Origin of the sequence: Tardiphaga sp. (assembly GCF_028290785.1) — a bacterium.
In the GTDB taxonomy this organism is placed as follows: domain Bacteria; phylum Pseudomonadota; class Alphaproteobacteria; order Rhizobiales; family Xanthobacteraceae; genus Tardiphaga.
The window spans coordinates 1-15,467 of record NZ_JAQGJD010000401.1; the positions used below are offsets into that span (position 1 = coordinate 1).

17 protein-coding genes are annotated in these 15,467 nt (G+C 63.8%); 8 read left to right on the plus strand and 9 right to left on the minus strand.

Annotation, left to right across the window (positions count from 1 at the left end; translation table 11 throughout):
* A partial coding sequence (locus JWR89_RS25290) for a hypothetical protein (RefSeq protein ID WP_299720945.1) occupies positions 1–672 on the plus strand: 672 nt, incomplete at its 5' end.
* A gap of 4 nt (positions 673–676) precedes the next feature.
* On the opposite strand, the gene sseA is transcribed toward JWR89_RS25290, so the two are convergent.
* The 3 genes from sseA to JWR89_RS25305 form a co-directional block, all read right to left on the minus strand.
* The gene (gene sseA, locus JWR89_RS25295; protein ID WP_299720946.1) at positions 677–1,534 is read right to left on the minus strand and encodes a 3-mercaptopyruvate sulfurtransferase; all 858 of its coding nucleotides are present in this window, start codon (positions 1,532–1,534) and stop codon (positions 677–679) included.
* A gap of 172 nt (positions 1,535–1,706) precedes the next feature.
* A complete protein-coding gene (locus JWR89_RS25300) occupies positions 1,707–2,123 on the minus strand; it encodes a rhodanese-like domain-containing protein (protein ID WP_299720947.1) in 417 nt (138 codons plus the stop codon).
* The gene (locus tag JWR89_RS25305; RefSeq protein WP_299720948.1) at positions 2,120–3,301 is read right to left on the minus strand and encodes a VWA domain-containing protein; all 1,182 of its coding nucleotides are present in this window, start codon (positions 3,299–3,301) and stop codon (positions 2,120–2,122) included. Before JWR89_RS25305 ends, JWR89_RS25300 begins: the two co-directional genes overlap by 4 nt.
* 215 nt (positions 3,302–3,516) lie before the next feature.
* On the opposite strand from JWR89_RS25305, the gene JWR89_RS25310 reads away from it, so the two are divergent.
* From JWR89_RS25310 to JWR89_RS25330, 5 genes are all read left to right on the plus strand, one after another.
* The gene (locus JWR89_RS25310; RefSeq protein WP_299720978.1) at positions 3,517–3,768 is read left to right on the plus strand and encodes a GlsB/YeaQ/YmgE family stress response membrane protein; all 252 of its coding nucleotides are present in this window, start codon (positions 3,517–3,519) and stop codon (positions 3,766–3,768) included.
* A gap of 96 nt (positions 3,769–3,864) precedes the next feature.
* The gene (locus JWR89_RS25315; protein WP_299720949.1) at positions 3,865–4,707 is read left to right on the plus strand and encodes a MoxR family ATPase; all 843 of its coding nucleotides are present in this window, start codon (positions 3,865–3,867) and stop codon (positions 4,705–4,707) included.
* A 395-nt stretch (positions 4,708–5,102) separates the two neighbouring features.
* The gene (locus JWR89_RS25320; RefSeq protein ID WP_299720950.1) at positions 5,103–6,152 is read left to right on the plus strand and encodes an aromatic ring-hydroxylating dioxygenase subunit alpha; all 1,050 of its coding nucleotides are present in this window, start codon (positions 5,103–5,105) and stop codon (positions 6,150–6,152) included.
* A gap of 4 nt (positions 6,153–6,156) precedes the next feature.
* Positions 6,157–6,912, plus strand: a complete 756-nt coding sequence (locus tag JWR89_RS25325) for a GntR family transcriptional regulator (RefSeq protein WP_299720951.1) — start codon at positions 6,157–6,159, stop codon at positions 6,910–6,912.
* Positions 6,913–6,924: 12 nt separating this feature from the next.
* Complete coding sequence (locus JWR89_RS25330; protein WP_299720952.1) at positions 6,925–7,905, plus strand: PDR/VanB family oxidoreductase; 981 nt, start codon at positions 6,925–6,927, stop codon at positions 7,903–7,905.
* A gap of 106 nt (positions 7,906–8,011) precedes the next feature.
* Here the strand turns inward: JWR89_RS25330 and JWR89_RS25335 are convergent, their stop codons facing one another.
* Genes JWR89_RS25335 through JWR89_RS25345 form a run of 3 tightly spaced genes read right to left on the minus strand, consistent with a single transcriptional unit; the run spans position 8,012 to position 10,723 of the window.
* A complete protein-coding gene (locus JWR89_RS25335) occupies positions 8,012–9,151 on the minus strand; it encodes an MFS transporter (RefSeq protein ID WP_299720953.1) in 1,140 nt (379 codons plus the stop codon).
* A 32-nt stretch (positions 9,152–9,183) separates the two neighbouring features.
* On the minus strand, positions 9,184–9,771 hold the full coding sequence (locus tag JWR89_RS25340; RefSeq protein ID WP_299720954.1) for a GNAT family protein: 588 nt from the start codon (positions 9,769–9,771) through the stop codon (positions 9,184–9,186).
* 10 nt (positions 9,772–9,781) lie between these two features.
* Positions 9,782–10,723, minus strand: a complete 942-nt coding sequence (locus JWR89_RS25345; protein WP_299720955.1) for an SMP-30/gluconolactonase/LRE family protein — start codon at positions 10,721–10,723, stop codon at positions 9,782–9,784.
* 290 nt (positions 10,724–11,013) lie between these two features.
* On the opposite strand from JWR89_RS25345, the gene JWR89_RS25350 reads away from it, so the two are divergent.
* Positions 11,014–12,216 (plus strand): ABC transporter substrate-binding protein, encoded by a 1,203-nt coding sequence (locus JWR89_RS25350; protein WP_299720956.1) that lies wholly within the window; start codon positions 11,014–11,016, stop codon positions 12,214–12,216.
* A gap of 65 nt (positions 12,217–12,281) precedes the next feature.
* Here JWR89_RS25350 and JWR89_RS25355 read toward each other — a convergent pair whose 3' ends face one another.
* Positions 12,282–12,599 (minus strand): hypothetical protein, encoded by a 318-nt coding sequence (locus JWR89_RS25355; RefSeq protein WP_299720979.1) that lies wholly within the window; start codon positions 12,597–12,599, stop codon positions 12,282–12,284.
* Positions 12,600–12,737: 138 nt separating this feature from the next.
* Here JWR89_RS25355 and JWR89_RS25360 point away from each other — a divergent pair, with 138 nt between their 5' ends.
* Positions 12,738–12,947, plus strand: coding sequence for a hypothetical protein (locus JWR89_RS25360; protein ID WP_299720957.1), 210 nt, complete (start codon positions 12,738–12,740; stop codon positions 12,945–12,947).
* Between the two features lie 285 nt (positions 12,948–13,232).
* Here JWR89_RS25360 and JWR89_RS25365 read toward each other — a convergent pair whose 3' ends face one another.
* Positions 13,233–14,372: a hypothetical protein gene (locus JWR89_RS25365; RefSeq protein ID WP_299720980.1), complete on the minus strand. Its 1,140-nt coding sequence runs from the start codon at positions 14,370–14,372 to the stop codon at positions 13,233–13,235.
* A gap of 341 nt (positions 14,373–14,713) precedes the next feature.
* Positions 14,714–15,367 (minus strand): glutathione S-transferase family protein, encoded by a 654-nt coding sequence (locus JWR89_RS25370; RefSeq protein ID WP_299720958.1) that lies wholly within the window; start codon positions 15,365–15,367, stop codon positions 14,714–14,716.
* Positions 15,368–15,467 lie beyond the last annotated feature (100 nt).

The following is a 15,467-nucleotide window of genomic DNA, read 5'->3' on the forward strand; positions in this document are numbered from 1 at the left end:
CGCTCGGCCCATGAAGAGTTCGCCAGCCTGCCGGTGCGGCGCGCGGCACCGCAGTCGATGTTCCCAAAGCAGCAGCCCGAGGCGCCGCCGACGCTGGCGATGCTGCGATTCGAGCCCCCCGAGATAACGCCGTCCGCACCCGTGGCTGAAGCCACCAGGGGGGCACCGCAAGAGTCACTGCCGACCTCCGTTACGCCGGTGGAGGCGCAAGCCACCGCCGAGCCCGACAAGCAGGCGGCCCTTGGCGCGGCCGGGGCGCCGGAGGGTACGCCGGCCGAAGTCGCGAAGCCGGAGCCGACGAAGCTGGAGACGCCGACGACCGTCGCTTTGGCGCCGGTGGCTGCCGCGCCGCCCGCACCGGCTCCCGAGATCGCCGCGTCAGCGCCGGCCGCCATCTTGTCGGTGGAAACACCCGCGGTCGATCAGCCGGCGACCACGCTGACCGACGCCGACACCAAACTGGCTTCGACGAAGATCGCGACGCTGGGCGGCCCGCCGGTCACCATCGAGCAGCCGGTAGCCACCAAGCCCGTGGTCGCGCGCGCGGTCGCTCCGGTGAAGAAAAAAGCCAAACCGGCTCCCGCCAAAAAACACCGCGTGGCAGCACGGGCGACATCCACCGCCGCCGCACCGGCGCAGACCGATCCGTTCGGGCAGCCGTTCCCGCGCTAGGCGTTCACGCCGGTCCGGTGGCCACCGGCGGGCCGTCGGCCTGGCCCCAATCGGCCCAGGAGCCGTCGTACAGTGCCGAGCCACGGACGCCGAGCCGATACAGCGCCAGCGTCAGCACCAGCGCCGACACGCCGGAACCGCAGGTGGTGACGATCGGCTTGCCGAGATCCACCCCCGCTCCCGTGAACGCCGCGCGCAACTCGTCGAGCGACTTCATCGTGCCGGTGCTGGCGTCGAACAGCCTCGCATAGGGCACGTTACGGCTGCCGGGAATGTGGCCGGCGCGAAGGCCCGGCCGGGGCTCCGGTACGCTGCCTTCGAAACGCGGTTGCGGCCGCGCATCGATCAGTTGCTCTGCCCGGCTGTCGAGATTGCCGACCACCTGCTGCCGGCTGCGCACGAAGTTCGCATCGAAGCTTGCGTCATAGCTGGCCGGCTCCGGGTCGGCTTCGCCGCTCTCGACCGGGCGGCCTTCGGCGCGCCATTTCTGCAAGCCGCCGTCGAGCACGCGCACGTCGGCATGGCCGAAAGCGAGAAACATCCACCACGCGCGCGGCGCAGCCACCCAGCCGCCGGCATCGTAGATCACCACCGTGTCCGCGTTGGAGATGCCGAGCGCGCCGACGCCATCGGCGAAGTGGCCCTCGCTGGGAAACATGTGCGGCAGCGCGATGCCGTGATCGCTGATGACATCGACATCGAAGAACGCCGCGCCGGGGATGTGTGCTCCGAGAAAGTCTTCCTTCGGCAACGGAGTGACGCCCGGCAGCTTGAATGATGCGTCGAGCACCTTGACGGAGGGGTCATTGAGGTGGTCGGCAAGCCATTCGGTGGAGACGAGCGGATCGGTGATGGTGGTCATGGCGTCCCTTAATCATTTGCTTCGATGGAGAGTTGTCACTGAGCCCGCCGTCGTCCTTCGAGGCCTTCGCTGCGCTCGGCACCTCAGGATGACGACTATCAGGACCTGTCGGAGCCGTCATCCTGAGGTGCTCGCCGGCTTCGGCGAGCCTCGAAGGACGGCGGCGGTGAACTCAATCCTTCGCCTTGCGCGGCTCGACCTTCTCGACGGCGCCGCCGGCGTCGAGCCAGGCGGCGAAGCCGCCGGCCATGTGGGCCACCGGAGAGAGGCCCATGTCGTGCGCGGTCTTGGCGGCCAGCGCGGAACGCATCCCGCCGGCGCAGTGAAAAATGAACTTCTTGTTCTCCTGAAACACCGGCTTGGCATAGGGGCTTTCCGGATCGATCCAGAATTCCAGCATGCCACGGGTGCAGGAGAACGCACCGGGTATCCGGCCGTCGCGCTCGATCTCCCGGGGGTCGCGGATGTCGATCAGGATCACGTCGGACTTTTTTGCAGCCTCGATCGCCTCCGCCGCGCTCATCACCTCGACCAGCGCGTTGGCCTCGTCGATCATCGCCTTGATGCCGCGAATGATGGTCTGCGTCATGATTTTCGCACCAGTTCTTTCATCGCGGCTTCCAGGCCCTCGATGGTCAGCGGATACATCCGCTCGGAAAACAGCCGCCGAATGAGGGTGGTGGATTCCGAATAGTCCCAGTGCCGCTTGGCCACCGGATTGAGCCAGATCGCGTTGGGATAGGTTTGCGTAACACGTTCGAGCCAGACCGCACCGGCCTCCTCGTTGACGTGCTCGACCGAGCCACCCGGCACCATCACCTCGTAAGGCGACATCGAGGCGTCGCCGACGAACACGACTTTATAGTCATGCGGATATTTGTGCAGCACATCCCAGGTCGGCGTGCGGTCGGTGAAGCGGCGGCGGTTCTGCTTCCACACGCCCTCATAGAGGCAGTTGTGGAAATAGAAATATTCCATGTGCTTGAATTCGCTCTTCGCCGCCGAGAACAATTCCTCGACTTGCTCGACATGGGAATCCATGGACCCGCCGATGTCGAAGAACACAAGTACCTTGACCGCGTTGCGCCGCTCCGGCCGCATGTGGACGTCGAGATAACCGTGGTTGGCGGTTTCCTTGATGGTGGTGTCGAGATCGAGTTCGTCCGGCGCCCCGGTGCGGGCGAATTTTCGCAAGCGCCGCAGCGCCACCTTGATGTTGCGGATGCCGAGCTCGACATTGCCGTCGAGATCCTTGAACTCACGGCGGTCCCAGACTTTTACGGCGCGGCGATGCCGGCTTCTGTCCTGGCCGATCCGCACGCCCTCGGGATTGTAGCCTTCGGCGCCGAACGGCGAGGTGCCAGCGGTGCCGATCCACTTGCTGCCGCCCTGGTGGCGGCCCTTCTGTTCCTTCAGCCGCTCGCGCAGGGTTTCCATGAGCTTGTCCCAGCCCATCGCCTCGATCTGCTTCTTCTCTTCCTCGGTCAGGTATTTTTCCGCGAGTTTCTTCAGCCATTCGGCGGGGATTTCGGCCTTGTCGATACCATCGAGCAGGCTTTCCAGCCCCTTGAATACCGTGCCGAACACCCGGTCGAACTTGTCGAGGTTGCGCTCGTCCTTCACCAATGCGGTCCGGGACAGATAATAAAAATTCTCGATCGACTGCTCCGCCAGGTCGGCGTTCAGCGCCTCCATCAGCGTGAGGTATTCGCGCAGCGTCACGGGGACCTGCGCATCGCGCAGCGATGTGAAAAATTGTAGGAACATGTCGCGCAGTTTGCCCGCGCGCGCCTGCCCGTCAAGGGCAGCGGCGGAATTCCTGCCAGAACCTCACCGCTGATGCCGCGGGGCGGGAAATGGCCGGACCGGCGGTCTGGACCTGCGTGGTTTTTCATCTAGTGTTGAGACCGCGCGGCGGGCATCGTCATGCCACTCCTGGCGGCATTGCAGCGCGCGCCGGCGCGTCATTTCAGGGGGAAGACATGGGAATTGAATCAATCGTCGTATGGCTGATCGTCGGCGCGGTTGCCGGCTGGCTGGCCGGGCTGATCGTCACCGGGGGCGGCTTCGGCCTGATCGGAAACATGGTCATTGGCATCATCGGCGCGGTCGTAGCCGGCTGGTTGCTGCCGCAGCTCGGCGTTAATCTCGGAAGCGGCATCGTTCGCGCCATCATCAATGCCGCGATCGGCGGCGTGATCGTGCTCGTCGTGCTCGCCCTCATCAGGCGCTGACGCCCACTCGCCAAGTCACTGCGACCGCCGTCCCGGCGGTCGTTTCATGTCCAGACGCCGCCACCCCGCGCGACAAGTACAACAAGGCAACTCTCGATGAAATTCACCGGCACCAAGAACTATGTCGCCACCGACGACCTCAAGGTCGCGGTCAATGCCGCCATCGTGCTGGAGCGGCCGCTGCTGGTGAAGGGCGAGCCCGGCACCGGCAAGACCGTGCTGGCCGAGGAAGTAGCGAAGGCTCTCGGCGCGCCGCTGCTGACCTGGCACATCAAGTCCACCACCAAGGCGCAGCAGGGCCTGTACGAATACGACGCGGTGTCGCGGCTGCGCGACAGCCAGCTCGGCGATGCCCGCGTCTCGGACATCGGCAACTACATCAAGCGCGGCAAATTGTGGGAGGCGTTCACGCATCCCGAGCGCCCCGTGCTGCTGATCGACGAGATCGACAAGGCCGACATCGAATTCCCCAACGATCTCTTGCTCGAACTCGACCGCATGGAATTCCACGTCTACGAGACCGGCGAGACCATCAAGGCCGTCAAGCGCCCGATCGTGATGATCACCTCGAACAACGAGAAGGAACTGCCCGACGCGTTCCTGCGTCGCTGCTTCTTCCACTACATCAAGTTCCCTGACATCGAGACCATGAACCAGATCGTCGAGGTGCATTTCCCGGGCATCAAGCAGCGGCTGGTAGCGGAAGCGATGCGGATCTTCTTCGAAGTCCGCGACGTGCCCGGCCTGAAAAAGAAGCCATCCACGTCCGAACTGCTGGACTGGCTGAAGCTGCTGCTCAACGAGGACATGACGCCGGAAACGCTTCGGGAGCGCGACCCGCGAAAACTGATCCCGCCGCTGCACGGCGCGCTGCTGAAGAACGAGCAGGACGTGCACCTGTTCGAACGGCTGGCGTTTCTGAACCGAAGAGAAGTTTGAGCCTAATGTCGGCGCGGCCGTAGGATGGGTTGAGCGTCTTCGCGAAACCCATCTATCCCACCCGGCACCGTTGATGGGTTTCGCAAGGGCTCAACCCATCCTACGCGCAACGCGCTCCAGCGCGGTGCCGAAGCGCGCCATGCCCGGCCTCGTGCCGGGCATCCACCACGGCGCGGAACATCGTGGATGGCCGGGACAGACCCGGCCATGACGCGGAGAGGACGACGCAAATAGCCGCTTCCGGTATCCGGAGGCGGCTTTTTCGTGCCTGAGGCCATAAACACGCCATTCCAGTATACATAAACTGGCTTTCCAAACCGAAAAGACCGAGATATCCTGCCTCTAATCGATTTCCTGTATACATCTTGAATTCTACATATTCGGAGGACGCCGCGATGACCGCTCCCTTCCCCATGAATGCCTGGTACGCCGCCGCCTGGGATATCGACATCAAGCACGCGCTTTTTCCGCGCACGATCTGCAACAAGCATGTGGTGATGTACCGCAAGGCCGACGGCAACATCGCCGCGCTGGAGGATGCCTGCTGGCATCGCCTGGTGCCGCTGTCCAAGGGCCGGCTCGACGGCGACACCGTGGTCTGCGGCTATCACGGGCTGAAATACAACGCGCAGGGCCGCTGCACCTACATGCCCTCGCAGGAGACCATCAATCCGTCCGCCTGCGTGCGTTCTTATCCTGTCGTGGAGCGGCATCGTTTCGTCTGGCTGTGGATGGGCGATCCGGCGCTGGCCGATCCGGCTCTGGTGCCGGACATGCACTGGAACGACGATCCGCTGTGGGCCGGCGACGGCAAGACCATCCACGCCAAGTGTGACTGGCGCCTGGTGGTCGACAATCTGATGGACCTGACCCACGAGACCTTCGTGCACGGCTCCAGCATCGGCCAGGAAGACGTCGCCGAAGCGCCGTTCGACGTCAGCCATGGCGACAAGACGGTCACCGTGACGCGCTGGATGAAAAACATCGAGCCGCCGCCGTTCTGGGCCGCGCAGCTTGGCAAGACCGGCCTGGTGGACCGCTGGCAGATCATCCGCTTCGAGGCCCCGGCCACGGTCAACATCGACGTCGGCGTGGCGCCCGCCGGCACCGGCGCGCCGGAGGGCGACCGTTCGCAGGGCGTCAACGGTTTCGTGCTCAACACCATGACGCCGGAGACCGAGACCACCTGCCACTACTTCTGGGCTTTCGTGCGCAACCACCGCATCACCGAGCAGAAGCTCACCACGGAAATCCGCGAAGGCGTCTCCGCCATCTTCCGCGAGGACGAGATCATCCTGGAAGCGCAGCAGCGCGCCATGAGCGAGAATCCGGACCGCGTGTTCTATAATCTCAACATCGATGCCGGCGCGATGTGGACGCGAAAAGTCATCGACCGCATGGTCGCGAAAGAAGCCACGCCCAAAGCGCTGCAGGCGGCGGAGTAGCATCATGAGCGAGCGCGAATCCGAGCGTTCGGTGTCCCAGACCGTGCGCGCCCAGATGGCGCTGCGCGACCTGATCCTGTCCGGCAGCCTGCGGCCCGGCGAACGCATCAGCGAATTGCAGGCGGTAGAGATCACCAGCGTGTCGCGCACCCCGGTGCGGCTCGCTCTGGTGCGGCTGGAGGATGAAGGCCTGCTGCAGGCGATCCCGTCTGGCGGCTTCATGGTGAAGGCGTTCTCCGAACGCGACATCCTCGATTCCATCGAGCTGCGCGGCACGCTGGAAGGCCTTGCCGCGCGCTTCGCCGCCGAGCGTGGCGCCAGCGCCCGCAGCCTCGAGCCGCTCAAGGAATGCCTCGCCGACCTCGACCAGCTGGTGCGGCAGGACCCGATCTCGGTGGAAGCGTTTTCGGCCTACGTCACTTTGAACGCGCGATTTCACGCGCTGCTCACCGAACTCTCCGGCAGCGCGCCGGTGATCCGGCAGATCGACCGCGCCTCGGCGATGCCATTCGCCTCGCCAAGCGCCTTCGTGATGGCGCAGTCGGCGCTGCCCGAGGCGCACAACATCCTGCTGATCGGGCAGGAACACCATCGCATCGTCGTCGATGCCATCGAGAACCGCGAGGGCGCGCGCGCCGAGGCGATCATGCGCGAGCACGCCCGGCTCGCGGTGCGCAATCTGCGGCTGGCGCTGCGCAACCGCAACCATCTCGATTTGCTGCCGGCGCTGGCGCTGCTGACATCGGCAACATCGGACTGATCGGAGAACGCCATGCGCTTTGCCGAACACTGGATGGGATGCACGGTCGCCGCCTTGCGCGACGTCGCACCCAGCATTCGCGAGATCACGCTGAGCCCAGATGCGCCAGTGGCGCCCTACCCGCTCGGCAGCCACGTCAATGTCGGCCTGCTGATCGACGGCCAGCCACAGACGCGGTCCTATTCGCTGGTCGGCGAACGCCAACCCGATCGCCTGCGCATCGCCGTGCGGCTGGCGCCGGACAGCCGCGGCGGCTCGCGGGCGATGTGGAATTTGCAGCCGGGCGCGCGGCTAGAAGTCTCCAGCCCGTCGTCGCTGTTCGAAATCGACTGGACCCGCAACACCTACTGCCTGATCGCCGGCGGCATCGGCATCACACCCATTACTGGAATCGCCGGAGCTCTCAAGCAGAGGGAAGGCATCGATGTCCGGCTGCACTATGCGGTGAAGTCGCGGGCCGAGGCGGCCTATCTCGAGGAATTATCCGAACTGCTCGACGACCGCCTGATCGTTCATGCCAGCGACGAGACCGCGCGACTGGACTTTGCGGCCACCTTTGCGGCCCTGCCCGCCGACGCCATCGCCATCCTGTGCGGACCGATGCGGATGCTGGAAGCGGCGCGGCGCGCCTGGAACGACGCCGGCCGCGCACCGACCGACCTGCGCTACGAGACGTTCGGCTCCAGCGGACTGCTGCCGACCGCAGAGTTTCGCGTCCGCCTGAAAGACTCCGGCGCCGAGATCGTCGTACCGCAGAACCGCTCGATGCTCGCTGCCTTGAACGACGCCGGCTATGAGGTGATGTCGGACTGCGAACGCGGCGAATGCGGCGTCTGCGCCATCGACGTGATCGCGATCGACGGTGAGATCGACCACCGCGATGTGTTCTTCAGCGACCACCAGAAACAAGAGAACGCGAAAATCTGCCCGTGCGTCTCGCGCGCCATCGGCACTGTGACGGTGGATACGCTGTATCGGCCTGACGCGATCTGATCCCTTTCAAGATATCGTAGGATGGGTTGAGCTCTTTGCGAAACCCATCGGCAGAGGGTGATGGGTTCGCAAAGAGCTCAACCCATCCTACGCCCGATGATCCCGTTTAGGGAGTTGTCCGAGACAGGGCCAGCAACGAAACGAGCGACAGCAGCAGCACCGCAGCGCCGTAGCTAAAGGCCACGTTGTCCAGCCCGATCAGCGGGACCGACAAGCCGGCGATTACGGCTGGCAGACTGAAAGCCAAGTAGGATTGCACGTAGAACGTCGACAGCAGCCCGGCGCGCTGGTCGGGATGCGCCGTGGGCAGCAGGGTGCGCAGCGTGCCGGAGAAGGTGGCGCCAAATCCGACGCCGGCAATCATGGTGCCGCCGAGCAGCGCGGCCACCTGCTGCTGCTGGATTCCGAGCAGGGAAACGGCGACGCCGAGCGCCAACGCGCCGGTGCCGAACATCAGCAGGCGCCGCGCCGGCCAGTTTCTCAGCGTCGCCACCGCGACCGCCGCGGTCAGCATCAGCGCCGACACCACCACGCCGCCGGTCCATGGCGACACCACATGCATGGTCGTCGCGACCACCGTCGGCATCAGCGACAGGTAGAAGCTGCCCAGCGCCCAGCCCGCCACGTTGGCGGGCGTCAGCCGCAGCAGGACCGGCCGCGATTGCGCGGGCACGCTGAATTGCGGCCATAGCGACGCCAGCGCACCGGCCTTTCGCGAACCGCTCTCCGCCATGAACCACAGCAGCACGATCATCACCACGGTGAGCCCGAATAATACTTCATAGACCGCATGCAACGGGTCGGGCGCGAACGTCAGCAGCACCACGGCACCGAGCGATCCTGCCGACAGTCCCAGAAAAGCGGTGATGCTGTTGAGCAAGGGTCCGCGTTCCCTGTTGGTATCGAGGATCGCGGCGCCCAGCGCCGTCGTCCCGATGCCGACGCAGACCCCCTGGACGGCGCGGGCCAGTATCAACTGGCCGAGTCCGGCAGCTTCGGCGAACAGCACCATCGCCACGGCGTTAATGAGCAGCGCTGCCAGGATCACCGGCTTGCGTCCGACATAATCGGACAGCCCGCCCACCGTCAGCAGCGCCGCGAGCAGGCTGACGACGTAGACCGCGAACACCACCGTGATCCAGAACGGCGTCAGATGCATCGTTTCCTGATACAGCCGGTACAGCGGCGTCGGTGCGCTGCTGCTGGCCCCGATCAGAAGCGCGCCCAGAAAGCTGTAGATCGTCATGGCACCGTGAGACAGCCTGCGCGACGCAGCTATCACCGCGCCTTCTCGTTCAGTTGGTAGGTCAGGTGCGCTTTCACTGTCGGCCATTCGCTGGCGATAATGCTGTACACCACGGTGTCGCGCAGCGTGCCGTTCGGCGCGATCTGGTGGTTGCGCAAGATGCCATCGTATTTGGCGCCGAGCCGCTCGATGGCGCGGCGCGACTGCTGGTTGAAGAAGTGCGTGCGGAATTCCACCGCGATACAATCCAGCGTCTCGAAAGCATGACCCAACAACAGCAGCTTGCACTGGGTGTTGAGTGCGGTGCGCTGCACCCGCTTGGCATACCAGGTCGAGCCGATCTCGACGCGGCGGTTGGCGGCATCGACATTCATGTAGGTGGTCATGCCGGCGACCTTGCCGTCGACATCCAGCACGGTGAACGGCAGCATTGCGCCGGAAGCCTGCAGGGCCAGCCGGCGCTCGATCTCGGCTGGCATCTTCTCCGCCGTGGGAATCGCGGTGTACCAGATCGCCGAGAGGTCGCCGATGGCCTCGATCAGGCCATCGCGCTGGTCGGCTGAGAGAGGAACGAGCCGGGCATGAGGGCCAGAGAGCGTTACAGGTTCAAGCCACGGCATCGAGCATCCTTCATCTATTCAAGAAATTCAGCGGCAGGCCGCCGCGCGGCCAGTCCATCGCAATCAGTTCGCCCTTGCCCGACAGCGTGATGTAGGCGGTCTTCAGTTCGGGGCCGCCGAACGCGATGTTGGTGGTGACGCGGTCACCGGTAGGCACCTGTTCCACCAATTTTCCGTCCGGCGCAATCACCGAAATGCAGCCGCTCACCAGGGTTGCGACGCAGACATTGCCGGAGGCTTCGACGCCCATGGAATCGAACATCTGGTAGCCGCCGAGGCCGGCGATCGGACGTCCGCGCTCGCCACGATAGATCACATCGCCAGGCTTCACTTCACCGGGCGCCGAGAGGTCATAGGCCCACAGCCGCGCGGTCGGAGTTTCCGCGATGTACATGGTTTTCTCGTCGGGTGAGAGCCCGATGCCGTTGGCCGGCAGCACGCCGAACACCTGCTCGGTCAGCCCGGTCGCACCGGGCTTCATGTAATAGGCGGCGCCGACATCCATATCGCGGGCGCGACGCTTGCCGAGATCGCTAAACCACAGTCCGCCCTGCCGGTCGAATACCAGGTCGTTCGGTCCCTTCAGGGGATGCTCGCCGCATTTGTCGAACAGCGTCTCGACCTTGCCGGATTGCAGATCGACGCGCTGGATCGAGCCGCCGATATATTCGTGCGGCTCCGGCGCGCCGGGCATGATGGTGCCACGCGAAGGCACCCAGCCGAAGCCGCCATTGTTGCAGATGTACATCTTGCCGTCCGGGCCGAGCGCCGCGCCATTCGGTCCCCCGGGAATCTTCGCGACGATTTCCTTGCGGCCATCGGGCCACACCCGGGTCAGTTGCTGCGCCCGGATTTCCACCAGGATCACCGAGCCGTCCGGCATCGCCACCGGGCCTTCGGGAAAAGCGAGATCGGTGGCAAGCACGCGGATGTTGGGCGTGGACATGGGCATCCTCCTTGTTCTTGTTGCTTGCAGGCGGATACCAGGGCGATCCCGCGCGTGCGGCATGTTGCTTGCCGGCGATGGTAGGCAACTCGCCCTCCATTGCCAAGCGAGCGAAAATTTCGCGCGATGGCAATTCCGCACTGCGATGCGCAGCGCCGCACACCTTGCTGGCAACGCCCATGCATTCGTGCATACTCGCCCTGCATTTGCGCCGACGGCTCACCATCCGCGAAGACGGAGGGAGCCGCGGTTAAACCTCAGGGAGGACGACGATGCGACCCCACGCCAGAACTGGAATGACTGCGACGCTTGCCGCGCTGCTGCTCGGCGCCATGGCCGTATCCGCCCATGCGCAGAAGAAATACGACACCGGCGCCACCGATACCGAGATCAAGATCGGCAACATCATGCCGTATAGCGGCCCGGCCTCTTCCTACGCCACCATCGGCAAGACCGAGGCGGCGTACTTCAAGATGATCAACGAGAAGGGCGGCATCAACGGCCGCAAGATCAACTACATCAGCTATGACGACGGCTACAGCCCGCCGAAGACGGTGGAGCAGGCTCGCAAACTGGTTGAGAGCGACGAGGTGCTGTTCATCCTGAATCCGCTCGGCACGCCCGGCAACACTGCGATTCAAAAATACATGAACACCAAGAAGGTGCCGCAACTGTTCGTCTCGACCGGCGCCGCGAAATGGGCCGACCCGAAGAACTATCCGTGGACCATGGGCTGGCAGCCGAGCTACCAGGCCGAAGCGCGGATCTACGCGCAATACATCATGAAGAATCACCCGGACAAGAAGGTCGGCGTGCTGTTCGCCAATGACGATTTCGGCAAGGATTACCTGGTCGGCCTGCATGAGGGCTTCGGCAGCAAGGACAAGGACTATATCGTCAGCGAAGTGCCCTATGAGACCAGTTCACCGACGGTGGATTCGCAGATCGTGCAGATCAAGGCGGCCAATCCCGACATCTTCATCAACATAGCGACGCCGAAATTCGCCGCGCAGGCCATCAAGAAGGTCGGTGAGATGGGCTGGAAGCCGATCCACATCGTCAGCAACGTTTCGGCCTCGGTCGGAGGCGTCATGAAACCCGCCGGCTACGCCAATTCGCAGGACGTGCTCAGCGCAGCCTACTTGAAGGATCCCAAAGATCCGACCTGGAAGAACGATCCTGGCATGTTGGAGTGGAGCGCCTTCATGGACAAATACTATCCCGAAGGCGACAAGGAGGACAGCGCTACCGTGTTCGGCTACGGCGTTTCGCAAGGCATCGTGCAGGTCCTGACGCAATGCGGCGATGACCTCACCCGCGAGAACATCATGAAACAGGCCGCCAATCTCGATATGGAGATCGGCATCTACCTGCCGGGTACCAAGATCAAGACCAGCCCGACCGACTTCAGCCCGCTCGACCAGTTGCAGATGATGCGCTTCAAGGGCGAGAGCTGGGAGTTGTTCGGGCCATTGATGTCTGGAGGGAAGGAGTCGTAGGCAATCGCAGCTTCTTCCCTTCTCCCAGCGCGAAACTTCGCTCGGGGGAGCGGGAAGGAAGCCCCCTACTTCGCCGCGCCGTCCTTCGCCGGCGCGGCGGTGGCGGCCGGCGCCGGCTTCTTCTGCGCCGCCTGCAACTCCTCAACCGACTTCTGCAGCGTCGCCATCACCCCCTTCAGCGCCTCGATCTGCCGGTTGGCAGCGTCGAGCTTCTGCTGGTTGTCGATGCCGAGCTTGCCGATCGTTTTCTGCAGGAAGTTGACGTTGCTCTGCAGGCAACTGGTGCGACGCTCCATGGTTTTTTCCACGGTGCAGATCTCGATGCCCGGCACGTCCTGCGCCTGCGCGTGGCCGGCGCCGACAACGAACATCAGCAGCATCATCGCAAATCGGGTCTGGCGCATCGGGACCTCGTCGTTTCCATGAAGTTGGCACAGCCAAGCGGCGCAGACGCGCGGCTGTCAACCGTCCGGACGGAACCACGATGCCCGGCCGCCGTTATGTTCCCGGAGTACCCCGACATGGCAACACGCGAACGACGACTGGCCGAGTTCAATGGCCAGGGCGACCCGATGCCCGATCAGAGGGTGGAGGTGCTGTGCGAAGACCACAGCGGCACCTATCAGTTGCCGTTTCCATGCAAATTCGTCGATGGCGAATGGAAGAACGCGGAATCCGGCAGCGTAGTCGAGGCCAAGGTGATCGGCTGGCGGCTGCCGCGGTTCGGTTGAACGTCCGCGCCGGCGTCGATGCAGCGACCAGGTGTCTCATTCTGCGACGCAGAATACCGCCGGGTTAATGATTGGAACGCGGGCGGAACGAACCGCGCCCGAATCGACGGTTCTGATTCGCGCGGTGGGTATGCACACGCATCTGGTGCCGCGCCTGCCGGACAGCACCACATGCAGAGAGACCGCAAGCCTGGTGCCCGCCGATTCCCGCCCAATATTAACTTTTCGCCGCCTTGCGACGATCAGCCAGCTTTGAGCAGTAACGGGCGCCGGTCCGGCCGGCCCTTACGCGTATAAATACCCGACCGGTCTGCCTTCGGTACGCAGCGGACGAATGTCCTTTTGCGTGATGATCTTGGCCGCCAGACCATCGATCTCGTCGCGCTGCGTCGGCGTCCAGCTACGAAGCTGCTCCATGCCTTTCAGAAGGCCGAGCCGTAGAACCTGGGTATTTTCGCCTAGCCCGACCAGACTGGTCGCGTTCTTGCCCGCCGTCACCACATCGCCAGCCGCCAGCTCAAACGTCTTCCCCGCACTGTCCGTGAATTCGGCGGTGCCGCGAATGACGCGATAGATAACCACCTCGCCTTTCGCGAACGAAGCGACGTCTACCGCCGCCGAAGAGCTCTTTGGCAACAGGGACTGGCCGCGCGGATCGGTGGCAATGATGTGTCCTGTCACCAGATGACCGCTCGGCACCTCGATTCCGATATCCCGCACGTAAACCGGTGTGGCGGACTTAATGGCACTGTCGGCCAGCGGCTTGAATAGCGCATCCAGCGCCAGCGGGTCCTGCAGCCAGAAGCCGGCATCGGCCGGACGATCGTGCATCGCATGGGTCCAGGCCACCCGCGGCGTTTCGGCCTCGTCGATCTGATCCGGGCCGACGATGGTCGGGTTCGGGAAAGTCGTCGGGTCGGTCACGAACGCTTCGAGAAACTTGCCGGAGTAGCCCATGGACATCGCGTCCGGTACCACCGTCTGCGGCGTCTTCAGGTTCTCTTCCGTGGACAGGCCAGACCAGGTGTAAAATAGCTGACGATGCACGATCGCACTTTGCAGCATCACCGCGCCGGGGCCGACATTGTAGAAGCGCCCATCGTAATCGAAAGTGAACATGCCCGATGTGACCAGCACAAGCTGGAAGCCGCCCGGTGGAAGATGAAGATGGAAATCGGTGGGGCCGGTATCTTCGCGGTAGATCGGCAGATTGGTCGCGACCTCGTGGAGCAGGAAGGTTTCGTTGTTGGCGTGAAACCCTTCGTTGGCGCGGCTGTAGAGAGCCTGCGGGCGATACGTCGCTTCGTATGTCGTATCCTTGTGGCGATCGATGGCGACGAAATCCTGATGGTTGAGGCGGAGAGGATCGCCGTTCGGGCGGGTCAGGCCAGGCGATTTGAGATCGACGGTAGCATGCACATTCATGGCATCCTCCAATCAGGCGGGGCGCTCGGCCCAATTGCTTCTGCAATGCACCATGCGAATTTCACGCCAGCCGGCTGAAGTGGAGTTTTGGTACCAGACAGCGCGAAAGCGACGGATTTCGCGGACTGGCGCGCCAATTCGCGGCTGCGACGTCACAACCTCTGGATACAAGTTGAGCAAGCTCTGCCCTATCTATGGGCCGTACACCCATGCCCGGCGCACCGTCATTGAATGTGGAGTTCGTCGTGCCCGGGCTTGTCCCGGGCATCCACGACCTCGAGCGTTGCTACCAGAAAGAACGTGGGTGGCCGGGACAAGCCCGGCCATGACGTCGCCCGGTCCTAGTACTCCACCTCGAGCTCTTCGATGTCCTCGTGCTCTTCCTTTGCCGCGGCGACCCATTCCTGCATTTCCGGCAGCGCCATCACCATGCTGGCATAGGCGGATAGCTGCGGATCGAGCTTGACGTCGTAAGTCATGAAGCGCGTCACCACCGGCGCGTACATGGCGTCCGCCATGCTGCGCTGACCGAACAAAAACGGGCCGCCCGACTTCGCCAGGCACTCGCGCCAGATCGTGCAGACACGGTCGATATCCGACTGCGCCCGCGACCAGATCTTGAAATTCGGGAAGTGGCCCTTGAGGTTGACCGGCAGGGACGCGCGCAGCGTGGTGAAGCCGGAATGGATCTCGCCTGATATCGAGCGGCAATGCGCCCGCAGGATCCGGTCCTGCGGCAGAAGCCCTGCTTCCGGCATGATCTCGTTGAGATATTCGGCGATCGCCAGGGTATCCCAGACCACCGCGCCCTCGTGGCGCAGGCAGGGCACCAGAATCGACGACGACAGCAGCAGGATCTCGGCCTTGGCCGAGGCGTCATCCGGCGAGGTGATGATCTCGTCGAACTCCAGCCCGGAGAACTTGGTCAGCAGCCAGCCGCGCAACGACCACGACGAGTAGTTCTTGCTGCTGAGTGTCAGTGTCGCTTTCGCCATGGCCTTCTCCCCTTTGCCGTACTGGCCAGTCCGAAGCGGCGGCCGGGCCCGGCTGCCTGCTGCATGGGCTGCCCGCATATTATACAGCAAACCATGTGCC

Bases quoted from the DNA above. Each gene is read 5' to 3' on its own strand.
- JWR89_RS25325 (WP_299720951.1), top strand. From the start codon at position 6,157: ATGAGCGAGCGCGAATCCGAGCGTTCGGTGTCCCAGACCGTGCGCGCC.
- JWR89_RS25360 (WP_299720957.1), top strand. From the start codon at position 12,738: ATGGCAACACGCGAACGACGACTGGCCGAGTTCAATGGCCAGGGCGAC.
- JWR89_RS25335 (WP_299720953.1), bottom strand. From the start codon at position 9,151: ATGACGATCTACAGCTTTCTGGGCGCGCTTCTGATCGGGGCCAGCAGC.
- JWR89_RS25340 (WP_299720954.1), bottom strand. From the start codon at position 9,771: ATGCCGTGGCTTGAACCTGTAACGCTCTCTGGCCCTCATGCCCGGCTC.
- JWR89_RS25345 (WP_299720955.1), bottom strand. From the start codon at position 10,723: ATGCCCATGTCCACGCCCAACATCCGCGTGCTTGCCACCGATCTCGCT.
- sseA (WP_299720946.1), bottom strand. From the start codon at position 1,534: ATGACCACCATCACCGATCCGCTCGTCTCCACCGAATGGCTTGCCGAC.
- JWR89_RS25310 (WP_299720978.1), top strand. From the start codon at position 3,517: ATGGGAATTGAATCAATCGTCGTATGGCTGATCGTCGGCGCGGTTGCC.
- JWR89_RS25305 (WP_299720948.1), bottom strand. From the start codon at position 3,301: ATGTTCCTACAATTTTTCACATCGCTGCGCGATGCGCAGGTCCCCGTG.
- JWR89_RS25330 (WP_299720952.1), top strand. From the start codon at position 6,925: ATGCGCTTTGCCGAACACTGGATGGGATGCACGGTCGCCGCCTTGCGC.
- JWR89_RS25315 (WP_299720949.1), top strand. From the start codon at position 3,865: ATGAAATTCACCGGCACCAAGAACTATGTCGCCACCGACGACCTCAAG.
- JWR89_RS25320 (WP_299720950.1), top strand. From the start codon at position 5,103: ATGACCGCTCCCTTCCCCATGAATGCCTGGTACGCCGCCGCCTGGGAT.
- JWR89_RS25350 (WP_299720956.1), top strand. From the start codon at position 11,014: ATGACTGCGACGCTTGCCGCGCTGCTGCTCGGCGCCATGGCCGTATCC.
- JWR89_RS25370 (WP_299720958.1), bottom strand. From the start codon at position 15,367: ATGGCGAAAGCGACACTGACACTCAGCAGCAAGAACTACTCGTCGTGG.
- JWR89_RS25365 (WP_299720980.1), bottom strand. From the start codon at position 14,372: ATGAATGTGCATGCTACCGTCGATCTCAAATCGCCTGGCCTGACCCGC.
- JWR89_RS25355 (WP_299720979.1), bottom strand. From the start codon at position 12,599: ATGATGCTGCTGATGTTCGTTGTCGGCGCCGGCCACGCGCAGGCGCAG.
- JWR89_RS25300 (WP_299720947.1), bottom strand. From the start codon at position 2,123: ATGACGCAGACCATCATTCGCGGCATCAAGGCGATGATCGACGAGGCC.